General features: G+C 69.9%; 12 protein-coding genes and 2 pseudogenes. 5 read left to right on the forward strand and 9 right to left on the reverse strand.

Going from position 1 to position 14,606, the window contains the following annotated elements; all coding sequences use genetic code 11:
- Positions 1-32 precede the first annotated feature (32 nt).
- Both IEY95_RS16195 and IEY95_RS16200 read left to right on the forward strand, forming a co-directional pair.
- Complete coding sequence (locus IEY95_RS16195) at positions 33-4,412, forward strand: cation-translocating P-type ATPase (protein ID WP_189186732.1); 4,380 nt, start codon at positions 33-35, stop codon at positions 4,410-4,412.
- Between the two features lie 99 nt (positions 4,413-4,511).
- Complete coding sequence (locus IEY95_RS16200) at positions 4,512-4,931, forward strand: CBS domain-containing protein (RefSeq protein WP_189186733.1); 420 nt, start codon at positions 4,512-4,514, stop codon at positions 4,929-4,931.
- Between the two features lie 329 nt (positions 4,932-5,260).
- Here the strand turns inward: IEY95_RS16200 and IEY95_RS16205 are convergent, their stop codons facing one another.
- Together IEY95_RS16205 and IEY95_RS50390 are read right to left on the reverse strand one after the other, a co-directional pair.
- Entirely contained in the window at positions 5,261-5,737 is a 477-nt protein-coding gene (locus tag IEY95_RS16205; RefSeq protein ID WP_189186734.1) for a hypothetical protein, read from the reverse strand.
- Between the two features lie 19 nt (positions 5,738-5,756).
- Entirely contained in the window at positions 5,757-6,635 is an 879-nt protein-coding gene (locus tag IEY95_RS50390; RefSeq protein WP_189186735.1) for a Rieske (2Fe-2S) protein, read from the reverse strand.
- A 355-nt stretch (positions 6,636-6,990) separates the two neighbouring features.
- Between IEY95_RS50390 and IEY95_RS16215 the strand changes: the two are divergent.
- Together IEY95_RS16215 and IEY95_RS50160 are read left to right on the forward strand one after the other, a co-directional pair.
- Positions 6,991-7,680, forward strand: a pseudogene (locus IEY95_RS16215) (IS4 family transposase); the annotation flags it as partial.
- Entirely contained in the window at positions 7,670-8,299 is a 630-nt protein-coding gene (locus tag IEY95_RS50160; RefSeq protein WP_373294475.1) for a transposase, read from the forward strand. The pseudogene IEY95_RS16215 and the gene IEY95_RS50160, both read left to right, overlap by 11 nt.
- 16 nt (positions 8,300-8,315) lie before the next feature.
- Here IEY95_RS50160 and IEY95_RS16220 read toward each other — a convergent pair whose 3' ends face one another.
- Positions 8,316-8,900 (reverse strand): DinB family protein, encoded by a 585-nt coding sequence (locus IEY95_RS16220; protein ID WP_189186736.1) that lies wholly within the window; start codon positions 8,898-8,900, stop codon positions 8,316-8,318.
- A gap of 5 nt (positions 8,901-8,905) precedes the next feature.
- Here IEY95_RS16220 and IEY95_RS50165 point away from each other — a divergent pair, with 5 nt between their 5' ends.
- Entirely contained in the window at positions 8,906-9,034 is a 129-nt protein-coding gene (locus tag IEY95_RS50165) for a hypothetical protein (RefSeq protein WP_268240467.1), read from the forward strand.
- Here the strand turns inward: IEY95_RS50165 and IEY95_RS50645 are convergent.
- The 6 genes and pseudogenes from IEY95_RS50645 to IEY95_RS16250 all read right to left on the reverse strand — a co-directional run.
- Positions 9,004-9,120 (reverse strand): annotated as a pseudogene (locus IEY95_RS50645) (helix-turn-helix domain-containing protein); the annotation flags it as partial. The gene IEY95_RS50165 and the pseudogene IEY95_RS50645 sit on opposite strands and share 31 nt — an antisense overlap.
- Positions 9,121-9,138: 18 nt before the next feature.
- Positions 9,139-9,633, reverse strand: a complete 495-nt coding sequence (locus IEY95_RS16230; RefSeq protein ID WP_189186737.1) for a recombinase family protein — start codon at positions 9,631-9,633, stop codon at positions 9,139-9,141.
- Positions 9,630-9,956 (reverse strand): hypothetical protein, encoded by a 327-nt coding sequence (locus tag IEY95_RS16235; protein ID WP_189186738.1) that lies wholly within the window; start codon positions 9,954-9,956, stop codon positions 9,630-9,632. The genes IEY95_RS16230 and IEY95_RS16235 overlap by 4 nt, the downstream gene beginning before the upstream one ends.
- Positions 9,957-10,625: 669 nt before the next feature.
- Positions 10,626-12,584, reverse strand: coding sequence for a helix-turn-helix domain-containing protein (locus IEY95_RS16240; protein ID WP_189186739.1), 1,959 nt, complete (start codon positions 12,582-12,584; stop codon positions 10,626-10,628).
- A gap of 72 nt (positions 12,585-12,656) precedes the next feature.
- A complete protein-coding gene (locus IEY95_RS16245) occupies positions 12,657-13,688 on the reverse strand; it encodes a branched-chain amino acid ABC transporter permease (protein WP_189186740.1) in 1,032 nt (343 codons plus the stop codon).
- The gene (locus IEY95_RS16250) at positions 13,685-14,551 is read right to left on the reverse strand and encodes a branched-chain amino acid ABC transporter permease (protein WP_189186741.1); all 867 of its coding nucleotides are present in this window, start codon (positions 14,549-14,551) and stop codon (positions 13,685-13,687) included. The genes IEY95_RS16245 and IEY95_RS16250 overlap by 4 nt, the downstream gene beginning before the upstream one ends.
- Positions 14,552-14,606: the final 55 nt, after the last annotated feature.

The following is a 14,606-nucleotide window of genomic DNA, read 5'->3' on the forward strand; positions in this document are numbered from 1 at the left end:
AGTGCCGGACCACAGGAAGCTGGTGATGCGCTGTGGCACTGCCGGGACGCGGAATGCTGCGGGCTGTGGTGTCCTACGCGGCCGGTGCGCTGCAGGACGAGGCCCGGGCCCGCGTTCGGTTCTTCGGAAGGCGCGCGCACGTTGCCGTGCGGGGTCTAAGCCTCGGCGATCTGCCGGAGTCCGCTGCGAAGAAGCTGGCCGAGGACGTCGAGCGGCGCCTCGCCGCCCTGCCCTCGGTGGAGTGGGCGGTGGTGAATACCGTGCTCGGTCACGCTGTCGTCGGTACCGAGGGTCCGCTTGAGAGCGGGACGATCGCGGACGCCCTGGTCGAGGCGGTCGAGGCGGTGGAGGAAGTGCACGGCGTCACGCATCCGCTGCCCGAGCATCCTGTGTCTGGTGGCACGGGCCGCCGCTCCGCCTCGGCCATGGCCCTGCACGTGGCGGCCGCACCCCTGGCGGCGTTGGCCGGTCTGACGCGCTGCACTCCCATCCCCGCGGGCATAGCGGCGCTCGCCCCGCTTGTCGACGCCCACCCCCGGCTGCGGTGTGTCGTGGAGCAGGCAGTCGGCACCGACAACTCCGGAGTGCTCCTGGCCTCGCTCTCCGCGCTGGGGCAGGCGGGCTCCGGCGGTCTCGCCGGGGTCGGCGTGGACACTCTGCGGCATGCCCTGCGCGCGATGGAGGCCGATGCGGAGGCGGCCGCCTGGGCCGCGGCCGAGCCGCGCCTGGCAGGCAGCGCAGCAGCAGCGGCCCATCGCGCGGCGCCCGAGACGCCTCCCCGCGAGGCGCCGCTGAAGCCGGGGCCGATCGAGCGCTACGCCGACCAGGCACTCGCCCTGGCGGCGTCGTCGTTCGCTGGATCGTTGCTGGTCACCAGGCACCCCGGGCGGGCAGCCGGTGCGGCGCTTGCGGCGATCCCGAAAGCACCGCTGCTTGCGCGCGAGGGCTTCGCCTGCGCTTTTGGCCGGGGTCTGGCCCGCCGGGGAATCGTTGTGGCCGACCCTGGGGCACTGCGGAGGCTGGACCGGATCGGCACCGCGGTGCTGGACACGAACACGCTCGCCACCGGGTCCCATCGGCTGGCCGATCTGGTCGTCCTCGACGAAGACGCGCCCGCGGGTGAATTCGCCGCGACTGCCCACCGGCTCTTCGACGACTCCGCCCCGGAACGCGTGCAGCGGGACGGGGAATGGGTGCTGGGTCCGGTCGAGCGTCTGACGTTGCAGGGACGTACGGGGAAGCGGGCCCGGGACCGTCTGCGGCGGGAAGGCGCGCGGCTCGCGCTGGGCCTGGCGCAGGGACAGCACCTGATCGCCGTGATCTCCGTGCTGCCCGAGATGCACGACGTCGCGAGCGCCTTCGTCCCGGCCGCTCACGCTGCCGGGCTCAAGGTCGTGGCCGCGGGTGCGCACACTGCCGATGCGTCCGTGCGGGAGGCCGACGCGGTCAGTGAGGGAGGCGGCGATCGGCTGCTCGAGTCCGTACGGGCCCTGCAGCGCGACGGCGACGGCGTGCTGCTGCTCTCGCGTGACCGGAGCGCGCTCCTGGCCGCCGATGTCGGCGTGGGCCTTGCCGAACCGCAGGGCGCACCGCCCTGGGGCGCAGACCTGTACCTGGACGGCGATCCCGCGTCGGCCGTGATGATCGTTGAGGCCTGTCGCACCGCCCGGGAGACCGCGCGCGTGGGCGTGCGGCTCGCCCAGGCGGCGGCCGTGGTCGGCGCGACGGCGGTGCTGGCGGGACGGGCGCGGCGCCCGGCCGCCCGGGGCGTGACGGCGTTCAATGCGGCGGCCGCGCTGGGCACCGCGGCCGGTGTCTGGGCGGCAATACGGCTGCTGCGACGCCCCTCGCCACCGCCCACGCCGCGGCACCCGTGGCATGCCATGGACCCGGCCACCGTGCTCGCCAGGGCAGGTGGCAGCAGCGACGGTCTCACGGCCGAAGAGGCGCGGGCACGGGCCACGACCACCGGCGAAGCGGCACCGCAATCATCGCTCGGCCGGGCCTATCTGTCCGAGATGGCGAACCCGCTGACGCCCGTCCTTGGCGTTGGGGCGGCCATGTCGGCGTCGGTGGGTGCCGTCCTCGACGCCGTCGTCATCATGGCGGTCACCGCTCTGTCCGGGCTCTTCGGCGGCTTCCAGCGGTATCGGACCGACCGGGCCGTCGCTCAGCTGCGGCGAGAGTCTGCCGTCATGGCCAACGTGGTGCGGGACGGGCAGGACACCATCGCCCCCGCCGAGGAACTGGCCGTGGGCGACGTGGTGAACCTGAACCCGGGTGACGTGGTGCCGGCCGACGGACGCCTGCTGGAGGCGCACCAGCTGGAAGTCGACGAATCCGCGCTGACCGGCGAGTCGCTGCCGGTGGCCAAGAGCGTGGCCCCCGTTCTGGCCTCGAACCTCGGAGACCGTACGTCCATGGTCTACGAGGGGACCACCGTGGCCGCCGGCCGCGGCCGCGCGGTCGTCGTCGCGACCGGCACGGCCACCGAGGCGGGCCGCGCCGCAGCAGGTGGACGGGGCGCGGCGCCCGCCGCCGGGGTCGAACGCCGACTGGCCCGGATCACCCGTACCACGCTGCCGGTGGCCCTCGGTTCGGCCGCTGCCGTGGTGGCGGCGGGCATGCTGCGCGGGCGCCCCGCACGGGACACGGTCGGGGCGGGTGTCGGTCTGGCCGTGGCCAGCGTGCCCGAAGGACTACCGTTTCTGGTCTCCGCCTCCCAACTCGCCTCCGCCCGAAGGCTTTCCACACGCGGAGCCCTGCTGCGACACCCCCGAACCATCGAGGCGGCCGGCCGCACCGACGTCCTGTGCTTCGACAAAACGGGAACCCTCACCCAGGGGCGGATCTCCCTCGTGGCCGTCGCCGCCGACGGCCACAGCCGCCCCCTCGAACGGCTTGAGGACGAGCAGCGCGCCGTCCTCGCCGCGGCGCTGCGGGCAACACCACGCCCGCACAACGGCGGGGAACTGGAACACGCCACCGACGGCGCGGTCACCGACGGAGCGCAGGAGGCGCGAGTGAGCCGTACCACGGCCGCATCGGGCTGGCGGCGCACGTCCAGCCTGCCGTTCGAACCCAGCCGTGGCTTCCACGCGACGCGAGGCCGCTGCGGCGAGCATCGGATCCTGTCGGTGAAAGGGGCACCGGAGGAGGTCGTGGAGCGCTGTGCCACCCGCGGTGGCCGACGCCTGGACCGCAAGGGCAGGAGGGCCATCCTCACGGCGAGCGAGAAGCTGGCCGCCCAGGGCCATCGGATCCTCGCGGTCGCCGAACTCCGAGACGCACCCGGCGGCAAGCTCAGCGACGAGGCAGTGGACCGCCTCGACTTCCTCGGCTTTCTCGCGTTCGCCGACCGGGTGCGCGGCACCGCCCGCGACGCGGTGCGCCGACTCGCGGACGCCGGGGTGCATATCGTGATGATCACCGGAGACCACCCGGGCACTGCCGAGTCGATGGCCCGCGAACTGGGCGTCCTGGACGGCAGACGGGTGGTGACCGGAGCCGAGCTTGACGACCTGGACGACCGCGGCCTAGACAAGCTGCTGCCCGACGTCGGTGTCGTCGCCCGCGGCACCCCCGTGCACAAGGTCCGCGTGGTGCAGGCGTTCCAGCGCCTGGGCCGCACGGTGGCGATGACCGGCGACGGCGCCAACGACGCGCCCGCCATCCGGCTCGCTGACATCGGGATCGCGTTCGGTACGCGGGCCACCCCTGCCGCGCGTGCGGCGGCCGACCTCGTCGTCACGGACGACCGGCTGGAGACGGTGCTCGCCGCGCTCGTGGAGGGCCGCGCGATGTGGGCTTCCGTACGGCAGGCCCTGGCGATCCTGGTCGGCGGTAATCTCGGCGAGATCGCCTTCACCCTCCTCGGTGCGGCTGCCACCGGGACCTCGCCCTTGACGGCCCGCCAGCTCCTGCTGGTCAACCTCTTCACCGACCTCGCCCCGGCCATGGCCGTCGCCCTGCGCCCGCCGCAGCCGGAGGCTGCCGAGCGCATGGTCCGCGAGGGACCCGAAGTCTCGCTCGGCACGGCTCTGACCGAGGAGATGATGTGCCGGGCGGTGGCCACCGCCCTGGGCGCTACGGCCGGCTGGCTGGCCGCGCGGTTCACCGGCCGTGCCACCCGCGCCCGCACCGTCGCCCTGGTGGCGCTCGTCGGCGCGCAGCTCGGCCAGACCCTCCTGGTCGGGGGCCGCAGCACAGCGATCGTCATCTCCTCGCTCGGCTCTCTGGCCGCATTGGCGGCCGTCGTCCAGACCCCGGTCCTGAGCCAGTTCTTCGGCTGCACGCCCCTTGGCCCGATCGCGTGGAGCATCGCCCTGTCCGCCGCGGCCGGGGCAACGGTGATGTCACCGTTCCTCCCACCGCTGATCGCGCGCGTCCGCACGTATGTCCGGCATTTCTGACTAGTGGCCCTGCACGGTGCTCTCGGCTCTCCGTGGGTACTCGGTCGGCGCCTGAAGCGGCGGTGAGCGGCACCGTCCCCCGAAGAGGAGGGACTCGACATGACCCAACGGGTGCGCGACATCATGACCGCCTCGCCTGTGACGGTGGGGCCGCTGGCGTCGGTGACATCCGTGGCCCGGATGATGCGCGATCAGAACGTCGGGGCCGTCCTCGTGACGGAGGAAGGCCATCTCCGCGGCCTGGTGAGCGACCGCGATCTCGTGGTCCGCGCGCTCGCGGACGGCGCGGACCCGGATGAAACCACCGTCACCAGCGCCTGCAGCGACGATCTCGTCACGGTGAGCCCCGACGAAAACCTCGACCTCGCGATCACGCTGATGCGTGAGCACGCCGTCCGCCGCATCCCGGTCGTTGACCACGGCCATCCCGTCGGCATTGTCTCTCTGGGAGACCTGGCCATCGAACGTGACCCTGAGTCGGCGCTCGGCGAGATCAGTGCAGCGACGCCCAATACATAGCCCCAGCCGGAGCCGGCAAGCCACTACCAAGACAGCGCATGGGACGTGGGAGGAGCTGACCGTGGCATGGCACGTGCCGTGTGGAACGGGACTCTGACGTTCGGCCTGATTTCCTTGCCGGTTCAACTGTTCACGGCGACGGACAGCCTGCCACACCATCCGAATTCGTCTGCGGCACCATCCGAATTCGTCTGCGGCCCACCGGCCCCAGCAGACAGCAGACGCAGTCCCGCATCCTGCGGTGCGGTTCGATGCGGGAGAACCGGTGCGCCACCCGCTGAAGAGATCGTCGAGTTCCGCTTCCCATCCCCTGCTTCTGGTGCAAACGCTCAGCGAAAGACGACGCCGACCGTTCCGCGGCGCGCGGCTTCGACCATCTCGGCCTGGTCCATCGCGCGGCGGACCAGGTCTTTCAGCCGCGCCTCGTCCAATCCGCGTGCGGGCGTCAGCCGCAGCAGGGTCTGCCAGAGCAGGCTCTTCCCTTCGATGCCCAGACGCAGCGTTTCAAGCTCGATGATCGTACTCAGGTGAGAGCGGCGCACGATGCGCCCGTTCAGCTTGAGCAGACGCAATTTTTCGGCCAGCCACCCCGCGTAGAACTTGTGCCGTCGTGCCGGCACACCGAGCAACGACATCACGTCGAGAAGGTGCTGACGGTCCTCTGCGACCTCGTCCGCGACACGGCGCAGGTCGCTGCCGTGCGGCGTGGAGCGCATTTCCTCAGCCAAGTGTTGGGAGAGCAGTTTCCCGGTGGTGGAACCGGCGAGGTGGTCGTTGAGGTAGATCCCTAGGACATCAGGGCGCATGGGGGCATCTCCTTGTGGCTCAGTTCTTGGCGAGACGGACTTCGACGTGGCCGTTTGACGAGGGGCGGCATTCGAAGCAGGGCTGAGGAGCGGTCGCCGGCCCGTGGATGTTTTCGCCGTCGGCGAGCCGGAACTGGCTGCCGTGCCAGGGGCATTCGATGCAGTCCGCGACGATTTTGCCCTCATGGAGCGGACCGCCCATGTGACTGCAACGATCGGCAAGGGCGTGCCACTGTCCGTTTGTCTTCCGCACCACCAGGACTGGCACCTCACCCGCCATGCGTCGTACGGGAATGTCGACGGGGAATTCGTGTACTACTCCCACATCGCGCCAAGCCGGATCGACGAGAACGGGTACCGCTGCGGCATGGTTGACTCCGGCTGCCTGCCGGTAAGCGAGGTGACCGCCGACTACGCCGCCCGTGGTGGCAGCGGCCATGCCACCGAATCCCAGCACGCGGCCGAGTCCGGTACGCCCCTTGCAGCGCGCCACCAGAGAGCCGGCGTACGCCACGACGGCTACGAGGTTGGCCGCCGCGTGGAAGAGCCCGGTGCGTGCCTGGCGGGGTGGCTGATCCGCCCAGTCCACCCATCCGGCTGCGGCGGCAGGCGCCGCGCCGACCAGGCCCACCGCTACCAAACGGCGCGCTGCCCGGCTTTCCCCGGGCAGCAGGTCGAGGATGCCCGCCGCCGTCCAGGCCCCGATCGGCAACTGCACCAGCGCCGGATGTACGGGATGCCCTAGCCAGAGCCCGCGCAGTACGTCCCGGCCCCCGCCCAGGGGGACCGCACGAACGACCATACGTAGGGTGGTCGCCAAGCTGTCCAACCACTCCTGATCTTCGACGGCATCCAACGCGGTAGGCAGTATGTTCTTCTTTGCCCTGGTATCGCCCATATAGGACGAGTGGCCGGGGCGGGCCGCGGCAAACGTCGCCCCCGGCTCGCCCCGCCAGGCTGGCGAATGCCCCTGTGCGTCACCGGAACCGCCAAACAGAGCCGACGCCCAGCCGGTGACGCCGGGAGCAGCCCGCACCAGGTGTGCTCTCCGGTGGGTCCGCAGGGCGTGCCTCGTCCGGCTCCTGAGCTGCTATGTATCCATCCAGCCGCCGCACCGCTGACCGTCACGAAGTGAGCGTAGGCTGCTTGGCAGTGGGTCCCGGGGGGTGGTTCGGGTGGCTGCGACTGTGTCTGACTTATCGGGTCTTGGCCTGTTGACCTGGGTGTATCCGCCAGGGTTGGTCGACCGGGTGGTGGCCGCGTGCGGACGTTCAGAGCAGCGTAGGCGGCTGCTTCCCACACGGCTAGTGGTGTATTTCGTGTTGGGGCTGGCTCTTTTCTCGCCTGCTCCGTATCTGGAAGTGATGCGGCACCTCGTCGAGGGACTGCGGGGTTTGGGGCTGCTCGGTGACTGGCATGTTCCGGCGAAGTCCTCGCTGTTCAGGGCCCGGCAGCGGCTGGGATCCGAGCCGCTGCAGGTGCTGTTCGCAGCGACCGCGAAGCCGATGGCCACCGAGGCGACACCCGGGGCGTTCTGGCGGGGACTGCGGCTGCTGGCCGTCGATGGAACGTGCTGGGATGTTGCCGACACCGAAGCGAACGAGGCCGCCTTCGGGCGTCCGGGAAACGGCCGCGGGACGAAGAAAAGCGCGTTCGTCCAGGTGCGGATGGCTGCCCTGGTGGAAGTGGGCAGTCACGCGGTGCTGGACGCAGAACTCGCCGGCTGCCGCACCGGGGAAGTCACCCTGGTCGGCCGCCTGCCCCGTTCCTGCGGCCAGGGCCAGCTCGTCCTGGCCGATCGTGAGTTCCTCGGCGTCCCGCTGTGGCAGGCGTTCACCAGCACCGGAGCCCAACTGCTGTGGCGGGTGCCCGCCAACCGCATCCTGCCCCTCGACAAGCAACTTCGTGACGGATCATGGCTCTCCCACATCCATGCCTCCACCGACCCGGCCCGCCGGGATCCGGTCCAGGTCCGCGTCCTGGCCTACCAACTCAAAGACACCGCTGACGGAACCTGCGGCCGAGGACTACCGCCTGGTCATCAGCCTCCTGGACGCCCGCCGCTATCCGGCCCGGCAGCTGGCCACGCTCTACCGCGAACGCTGGGAGATCGAATCGGTCTTCGCCGAGATCAAAACCCAGCAGCGCGGCGCGCGGGTCGCGCTCAGCAGCAAGACCCCTGACGGTGTCCTCCAGCAGATCTGGGCCCACCTCCTGGTCCACCATGCTCTGCGGGAGTTGATGCTGAGAACCGCTGCCACCCGCCAACTCGACCCTGACCGCATCTCCTTCACCGAAACCCTGCGCTCCGCCCGCCGCAGTGTGACCGTCACGCCGGGCAGCTCTCCCCCTGACCTCCTGGTCAAAGCACTGCGATTACTTCAGGAGGACCTCCTGGAAAGACTCCTGCCCGCCAGACGCCCCCGAAGCCAGCCCCGTGTCGTGAAACGCAAGATGTCCAACTACCGGCTCAAGCGGCCCGAACGCCACGCCTGGCCCCAGCCGACCCACACCGGCACCCAAGCCATCCTCATCAAACGACCCCAACCCACAGACCAATAACGCAACGGCATTGCCTCTAAGCCTTGATTGGTGCGGCCGACCTGGCGGCCTGCTCGATCTTCGCGCAGTAGGCTGCACGGGCTTCCTCGTCGATCTGCTTCTCGTGTTCGGCGCGCACCCCGGTCCGGCCGTCGAGGCCCTCGCGCAGGATATCGGCGTGCCCGGCATGCCGGATGGACTCGCCGAGGACATGGACCATGACGGCGAACAGGTTCGTGTTGGGATAAGGCTCCGGCCACCACGGCACGTGGCCGGGGGCGTCGAGGGGAAGCTCGTTGATCGTCGCGTCCGAGTGTTCCCACGTGCGCCGGTAGAACCCGATGATCTGATCGCGGGTCTCGTCCTCGGTCGCCCACAGATCGCTGCCGTTGTAGTCCTGCCATCGGGGCAGCGGTTCCGGGGAAGGGCGGTCGAAGACCTCGCCGAAGTACCTGGCCTCGACGGTGGCCACGTGTTTGATCAGGCCGAGGAGGTTGGTCCCGGTCGCTGTCAAAGGTCGGCGGGCGTCGTATTCGGACAAGCCGTCGAGTTTCCAGAGCAGCGCCTTGCGGTCCCGCCGCAATCTCCCGTGCAGATTGTCTTTCGCGAATTCATCGATCATGCGGCATGAGCCTGCCATGGGCTGCTCGTGCTCTCAAGATCCCGTACGTGGTCCGCAACGACTGGCGGAGCCGAGGCCTGACCATGGCCGCCGCCCTGACCTGCTACAAGAAGCTCGCGAAACTTGCCACGTGAGACACCCTCTTAGGAGTGATGTAGCGATAGATGGTGGAGCGTGCGGTGTTGAAGGTCTGGGCGAGTTCCGGGATGGAGGCGCCGGAGTCATAGAGCTGTTGTGCCTACTCAGCCTGTTCAGGAGTGAGCAGTGGCCGTCGCCCGCCGGTCTTGCCGCGGGCCCGGGCTGCTGCGAGGCCGTCGTTGGTGGCAGCGCGTACGAATATGAGGTGCAGGCTGGCGAAGACGGACATCATGCCGAAGAAGTCGCGGCCTTCGAGGGTGTTGCTGTCGATGTGCTGCTCGACGGCGTGGATGCGGATGCCGCGGTCGCGTAGATCGGTGCCGACGACGATGAGGTTTTGGACGGAGTAGAAGAGCCGGTCGAGCCGGGTGACCGTGATGGTGTCGCCGGAGCGAAGTTGGGGCAGCAGCAAGTCCCGCTCGGGCCCCGCGGTTTTGTGGCCGTTCGCGTGCTCGATGTAGATGGACTCCTCGGCGACGCCAGCTCGCATGAGCGTGCTGATCTGCGGGGCCGGGCTCTGGTTCGCGGCCGCGCGGACATAGCCGACGACGGCCGGGGCCTGCGGCGTCCGCCGCAGGGAGGACGTGGTCGTCATGGCGTGCTCACCTCCTCACGGTCGGAACGGTCCGGAGGGTTCCAGGGATAGATCGGCGGGCTGCGGTCGTAGGGTTCCTCCTCGATCCAGCGGATCAGCGGGTCACGTGCGCCGGCGCCTTCGACGCTGTAGCCAGGGGCGGCCCGGTCATGGACTTCCCGGAGGAACCGCCGCAGGTCCTGGTCCTTGCCGGTGAAGGGAAGGAACCGCAGGTGCGGGGAGGCGAAAAGCCCGGCGAGAGCAACGATGTCCGGGTAAGTGCAAGCGACGAGCTCGATGTCGTCCTTGAAGGCGTGCCATCCCGGGCAGCTGAGCGCGGACATGCGATGCCGCCATCGCCGGTCGTATCGGTTGCTGTCCCACCAGCGGAAACAGATGCTGGTGGCTTCGGCCAGCGCGTAGGTGACGATCCGCTGTCCGTGGCGGCGGACGAGGTTGTAGTGGTGCCACTGTGCTCGGATCGCCTCCGGGACGGCGTTCAGGTCGAGCTGTTGTCCGTGGCGGCCGATCCAACGGCCGTGCCGCAGGCAGACGTTGGTGCGTCATCGACTGAGGACCGCTGCTCGCCGCCCCTGCCGGGCCGGGGCCCGCAGCCCGGCAGCGATCACCGCGGGTGAACTAGCCCCGATGCCGGGCTAGTTCGCCGCACTGAGTACGGTCCGTCCACGCCGACACCAGCCAGCGTGAGCGGTAGCGTCCCGCAGAGGAGGAACGAGAGCATCAGCTCCCACAACTCATTGACGGCGCACGACTCGACGGTGCAGTGGCCAATGAAGCAATCACCTGGCCAGAGGGGTACGAGCCGCGACAAGCCGGCGTCATCGTCAGGCGTGGTCACTCCCCCGATCGGTGGAGAACCTGATCTGACTGCCACCCGACACTCAACTCATGTCTTGACGACGCCCTTCGTCCCGACTGCTGCAGGAAGACGACCAGGCCGAGCAGATTGCGCCCCCGGCCATCCGATCGACAAGGTCCGCGTCGAGCATTGATCACGCGGCGGCCAGCACCGTATGAATCTTGAGAGCGAGGTGGACCTGCAACGCCTGGTCGCCATGGCGCCAGTGCGGGCCGAGCAGCGCGGTGACGCGATCGATGCGCTGGTAGAGGGTGTTGACGTGGATGTAGAGCTCGGCAGCTGTGCGGCCAAGGCCTGTGTCGCAGGCGAAGTAAGTGAGCAGGGTGCGGGCGAGCTCGCCGCCGCGTGCGGTGTCGTAGTCGAGGACGGGGCCGATGGTGCGGCGCACGAAGCGATGCAGCTCGTCGCGGCCCGTCTGGTGGAACAGCAGGCCGTAGACACCGAGTTGGCTGGGAGATGCGCCCTCTCCGTCGCGGTCGAGCGCGAGCAGGACATCCAGGCAGCGGGCCGCGTCGTGGTGTGCTTCGACGATGGCGTCGACCCCGGGCGCGGCCGTCGCGGCGCCGACCGTGACCGGGCTGTCCACGGCCCGCGACAAGTGGTCGGCCAAGCTGCGGGCGGCCTCGTCCGGGTCCGGGTCCTGTGGCAGGAGGACGACGGTGTCGCCCCGGTATTCGCCCGCGAGACCCCGGGCATGGGCGGCGTACGAGGCGGCGGCGTCCGCGATGCGTCGCCGGTGGGTGCTGTCGCGGCAGCGGGCGGCGAACACCGTGTGCGGGCTGAGGAGGTCGAGGCCCATCAGGGTGGCCCGGCGCCGCAGGCCGTCCCGATCCCGATGGGGGGAGCCGAGGAGGTCCTCGAGGATCTCGCCGCGCAGCCGGTGCTCGGCCTCGGCGACGGTGCGTTCGCTGAGCAGCATCAGCGCGGTGACAAGCGCCGCGCGCTCCAGGGAACGTACGCCTGAGGCGTCCAGGTGGTCGCGCACGAGCAGCAGTACGCCCAGGAGTTCGCTGCCGGCGACGATGGGGGTGGCGCAGGCGGCGGATCCGTCGGCGCCCGCCGGGATACGGCGGGTGCGGCGGGCGTCCGTGCTCAGCACCCGGGCGTCACGGACGGCGTGGGCGGCGGGGCACGGATCCGGGAGCGTTCCTTGGCTGCGGGCCTGTTCGACCAACGGATCGTCGCCGGCGGCGGCCATGGTGCGGCCGCGGGGGTCCAGGACGAGGATGCTGCCGCCGAGGACTTCGGCGAGGGTCTGCGCCACGTCGGCCATCCCGCCGCCGTCGAGAACGATGGTGGTGAGCCGCTCGTGCAGGGCGGCGGCGCGCTCGATCGACTCGCTGTGGGCGCGGATGACGCTGTTGGCTTCGGTGAGTTCGTCGACGGCTCTGCGGACGTCCTGGAAGAGGGTGGCGTTCTCGATGGCGATGGCGGCGTGGTTGGCGAGCGAAACCAGCAGGGCCACTTCGTGGTCGGAGAAGGGGCGGACCCGGCGGTTGGCGGCGAACAGGACGCCGATGACGTTCTCGCCGAGTTTGAGGGGCACTCCCTGGATGGAGATCAGCCCCTCACCGCGTACGACGTCGTCGATGCTGTGCTCGAAGCGCAGGTCGGCGAAGTAGTCGGGGGTGTTGTAGGGAACCGCTGTCTTGGCCACGAGCCCGCCGAGGCCTGCGCCCATGGCGAGCCGGGTCTGTTTGAACGCGTCCGTGCGGATTCCGTCGGTGACCCGCATGTAGGTGTCTCCGCGTTGGCTGTCGTTGAGCATCAGATAGGCCACATCGGTGCCGAGCAGGCCGTGAGCCCGACGGACGATGGCCTGGAGCACGGCCTCCAGGTCACGCAGTGAGGACAGGTCACCCGCGGTCTCGTAGAGCGCACCAAGCTCGGCCTCCCGACGCCGACGCTCCTCCAGGCGTGTGCGAACCTGCAGGGCGTCGTCGACCAGCGGAGCCAGCCAGGGCCGGTCCTGCTCCGGGCATCGCTCGAGGAGGGCTTCGTACTCGCTGTGCGCGGCGTCTTCGCGCAACAGGCGCAGCAGCCGTGCCGTAGGCTCCACTTCGGCCCGACTGCGTGTGGTCGTCGAGTGCACGGGTGCCTCCTGGGTGTTCCGGTACGCGTTCCCGCCTGTGATGTTCGCCGTCCCGGCCTGGTCTGCACAGATCTACGGCGACACCGGCTGCGACGCGTCGCCGTGGTCGTGTTCCAGGTGTGGTTCCGGGTCGGGTGTCGAGGACCCGGAACGGGGGCGAAGCGCGTGCGCGAGGGTGCCCCACACTCCTCGGCGGAACAGCAGGACGACAACGATGAAGACGCCGCCGGTGACCAGGCCGGTCTCCTCGAAGCCGGAGGTGGACAGCCAGTCCTCCAGGCGGACGATGGCGCCGGCTCCCAGCAGGCTCCCCCACAGCGTGCCCATGCCGCCCAGGACCGTCATCACGACCACCTTGCCGGAGGTCGTCCAGTACACCTCCTGCAGTGAGGCGAACCCGTGGTTGACCGCGTACAGTCCGCCCGCGAGGCCGGACAGGAACGCGGAGACGGTGAAGACGACGAGCTTGTAGCGGTCGGCGGGATAGCCCAGGGCACGGGCACGGGCGGGATTGTCGCGCACGGCGGCGATGACCCGGCCGAAGGGCGAGTGGGCGATCCTCCAGGCCGCGGCGAGGCCGAGCAGCACCACCGGCAGGGCCGCGTAGTAGAAGACGAACGAGTCCGACAGATCGAAGCCCGGCAGGTCGCGCGGGATTCCCTGCAGACCGTTCTCGCCGCCCGTGACATCGCCCCACTGGTTGGCGATGAAGTACACCATCTGCGCGAAGGCCAGGGTGACCATGGCAAAGTAGATGCCGCTGCGCCTGACCGCCAGAAACCCGATGGGCAGGGCGAGCAGCGCGGCGGCGCCGGCGCCACCCAGGACGGCCACATAGAACGGCAGTCCGCTGTGCAGGGCGATCAGTCCGGTGACGTACGCCGAGCTGCCCCAGAACGCCGCGTGCCCGAAGGACAACAGCCCGGCGTGACCGAGCAGCAGATCGAAGGCGACAGCGAACAGTCCCCAGCACAGGATGTCCGTGGCGACCGGCGGATACAGGCTCCACGGCAGGCCGAGCGCGACGAGCAGCCCAGCGGCGAACAGGCCCCACCGGATCCAGACCGGGCGGCCGTGCAGCTTGTCGAGGAGGGCGAGGATCATGCGGGCTCCTCCTTGCCGAACAGTCCGGCGGGCCGGACCAGCAGCACGACGGCCATCAGCAGATAGACCGAGGTCTGGGAAAGGACGGGGACGTAAAGGTTGCCGAGCGCCTGGAGCATGCCGATCGTGAAACCGGCGAGCACCGAGCCGAAGACGGAGCCGAGTCCGCCGATGACGACGACCGCGAACACCGTGATGATCAGGTCGCTGCCCATGCCGGTGTTGACCGCCCGCATGGGTGCGGCGAGCACCCCGGCCAGAGCCGCGAGCCCGACACCGAAGCCGAAGACCGGCGTGACCCAGCGCCCGGTGTCGATACCGAACGCCCGGGTGAGCTCGGGGCGTTCGGTGGCCGCCCGCACGATGGTCCCGATCCGGGTATGGGTGAGCAGCAGCCACACGGCCAGGCAGAGGGTGACCGAGACGGCCAGGACGAACACCTGGTAGCGCGGGAAGTCGAACAGGCCCAGGTCCATCGAGCCGGTGAAGGGACCGCGCTCGTAGGGCTGGGAGTGTGCGCCGTACTTCATGCGCAGCAGGTCCTGGCAGACCAGTGCGATGCCGAAGGTGAGCAGGAAGTTGTAGAGGGGGTCGAGAGCTGTCAGGCGGCGGATCAGCAGTCGTTCGAGCAGGGTGCCGGTGAGGGCGAGGGCGAGGGGGACGAGCAGCAGGGCCCACCAGAAGCCGAGCCCTGTGGTGTCGGCGAGGGCGACCGCGCCGAACGCGCCGAGCATGTAGAGGGCGCCGTGGGCGAAGTTCACCACGCGCAGCATGCCGAAGATGACAGCGAGGCCGAGTGCGAGCAGGGCGTAGAAGCTACCGCTGACCAGCCCGTTGAAGGCCTGTTGGAGGAACGAGGTCATGGGTGGGTCCCGTCTTCGGCCGGCGGCCTGCCCGTCGGGCTGTGTCGAGCAGCGG

The sequence above is a fragment of the Streptomyces albiflavescens genome, from assembly GCF_014645835.1.
GTDB classification, from domain to species: domain Bacteria; phylum Actinomycetota; class Actinomycetes; order Streptomycetales; family Streptomycetaceae; genus Streptomyces; species Streptomyces albiflavescens.

Bases quoted from the DNA above. Each gene is read 5' to 3' on its own strand.
- IEY95_RS50390 (WP_189186735.1), bottom strand. From the start codon at position 6,635: ATGGGCGATACCAGGGCAAAGAAGAACATACTGCCTACCGCGTTGGAT.
- IEY95_RS16205 (WP_189186734.1), bottom strand. From the start codon at position 5,737: ATGCGCCCTGATGTCCTAGGGATCTACCTCAACGACCACCTCGCCGGT.
- IEY95_RS16250 (WP_189186741.1), bottom strand. From the start codon at position 14,551: ATGACCTCGTTCCTCCAACAGGCCTTCAACGGGCTGGTCAGCGGTAGC.
- IEY95_RS16245 (WP_189186740.1), bottom strand. From the start codon at position 13,688: ATGATCCTCGCCCTCCTCGACAAGCTGCACGGCCGCCCGGTCTGGATC.
- IEY95_RS16220 (WP_189186736.1), bottom strand. From the start codon at position 8,900: ATGATCGATGAATTCGCGAAAGACAATCTGCACGGGAGATTGCGGCGG.
- IEY95_RS16230 (WP_189186737.1), bottom strand. From the start codon at position 9,633: ATGACGACCACGTCCTCCCTGCGGCGGACGCCGCAGGCCCCGGCCGTC.
- IEY95_RS16200 (WP_189186733.1), top strand. From the start codon at position 4,512: ATGACCCAACGGGTGCGCGACATCATGACCGCCTCGCCTGTGACGGTG.
- IEY95_RS16235 (WP_189186738.1), bottom strand. From the start codon at position 9,956: ATGTCCGCGCTCAGCTGCCCGGGATGGCACGCCTTCAAGGACGACATC.
- IEY95_RS50165 (WP_268240467.1), top strand. From the start codon at position 8,906: ATGAGCCTGCCATGGGCTGCTCGTGCTCTCAAGATCCCGTACGTGGTC.
- IEY95_RS50160 (WP_373294475.1), top strand. From the start codon at position 7,670: ATGCCTCCACCGACCCGGCCCGCCGGGATCCGGTCCAGGTCCGCGTCC.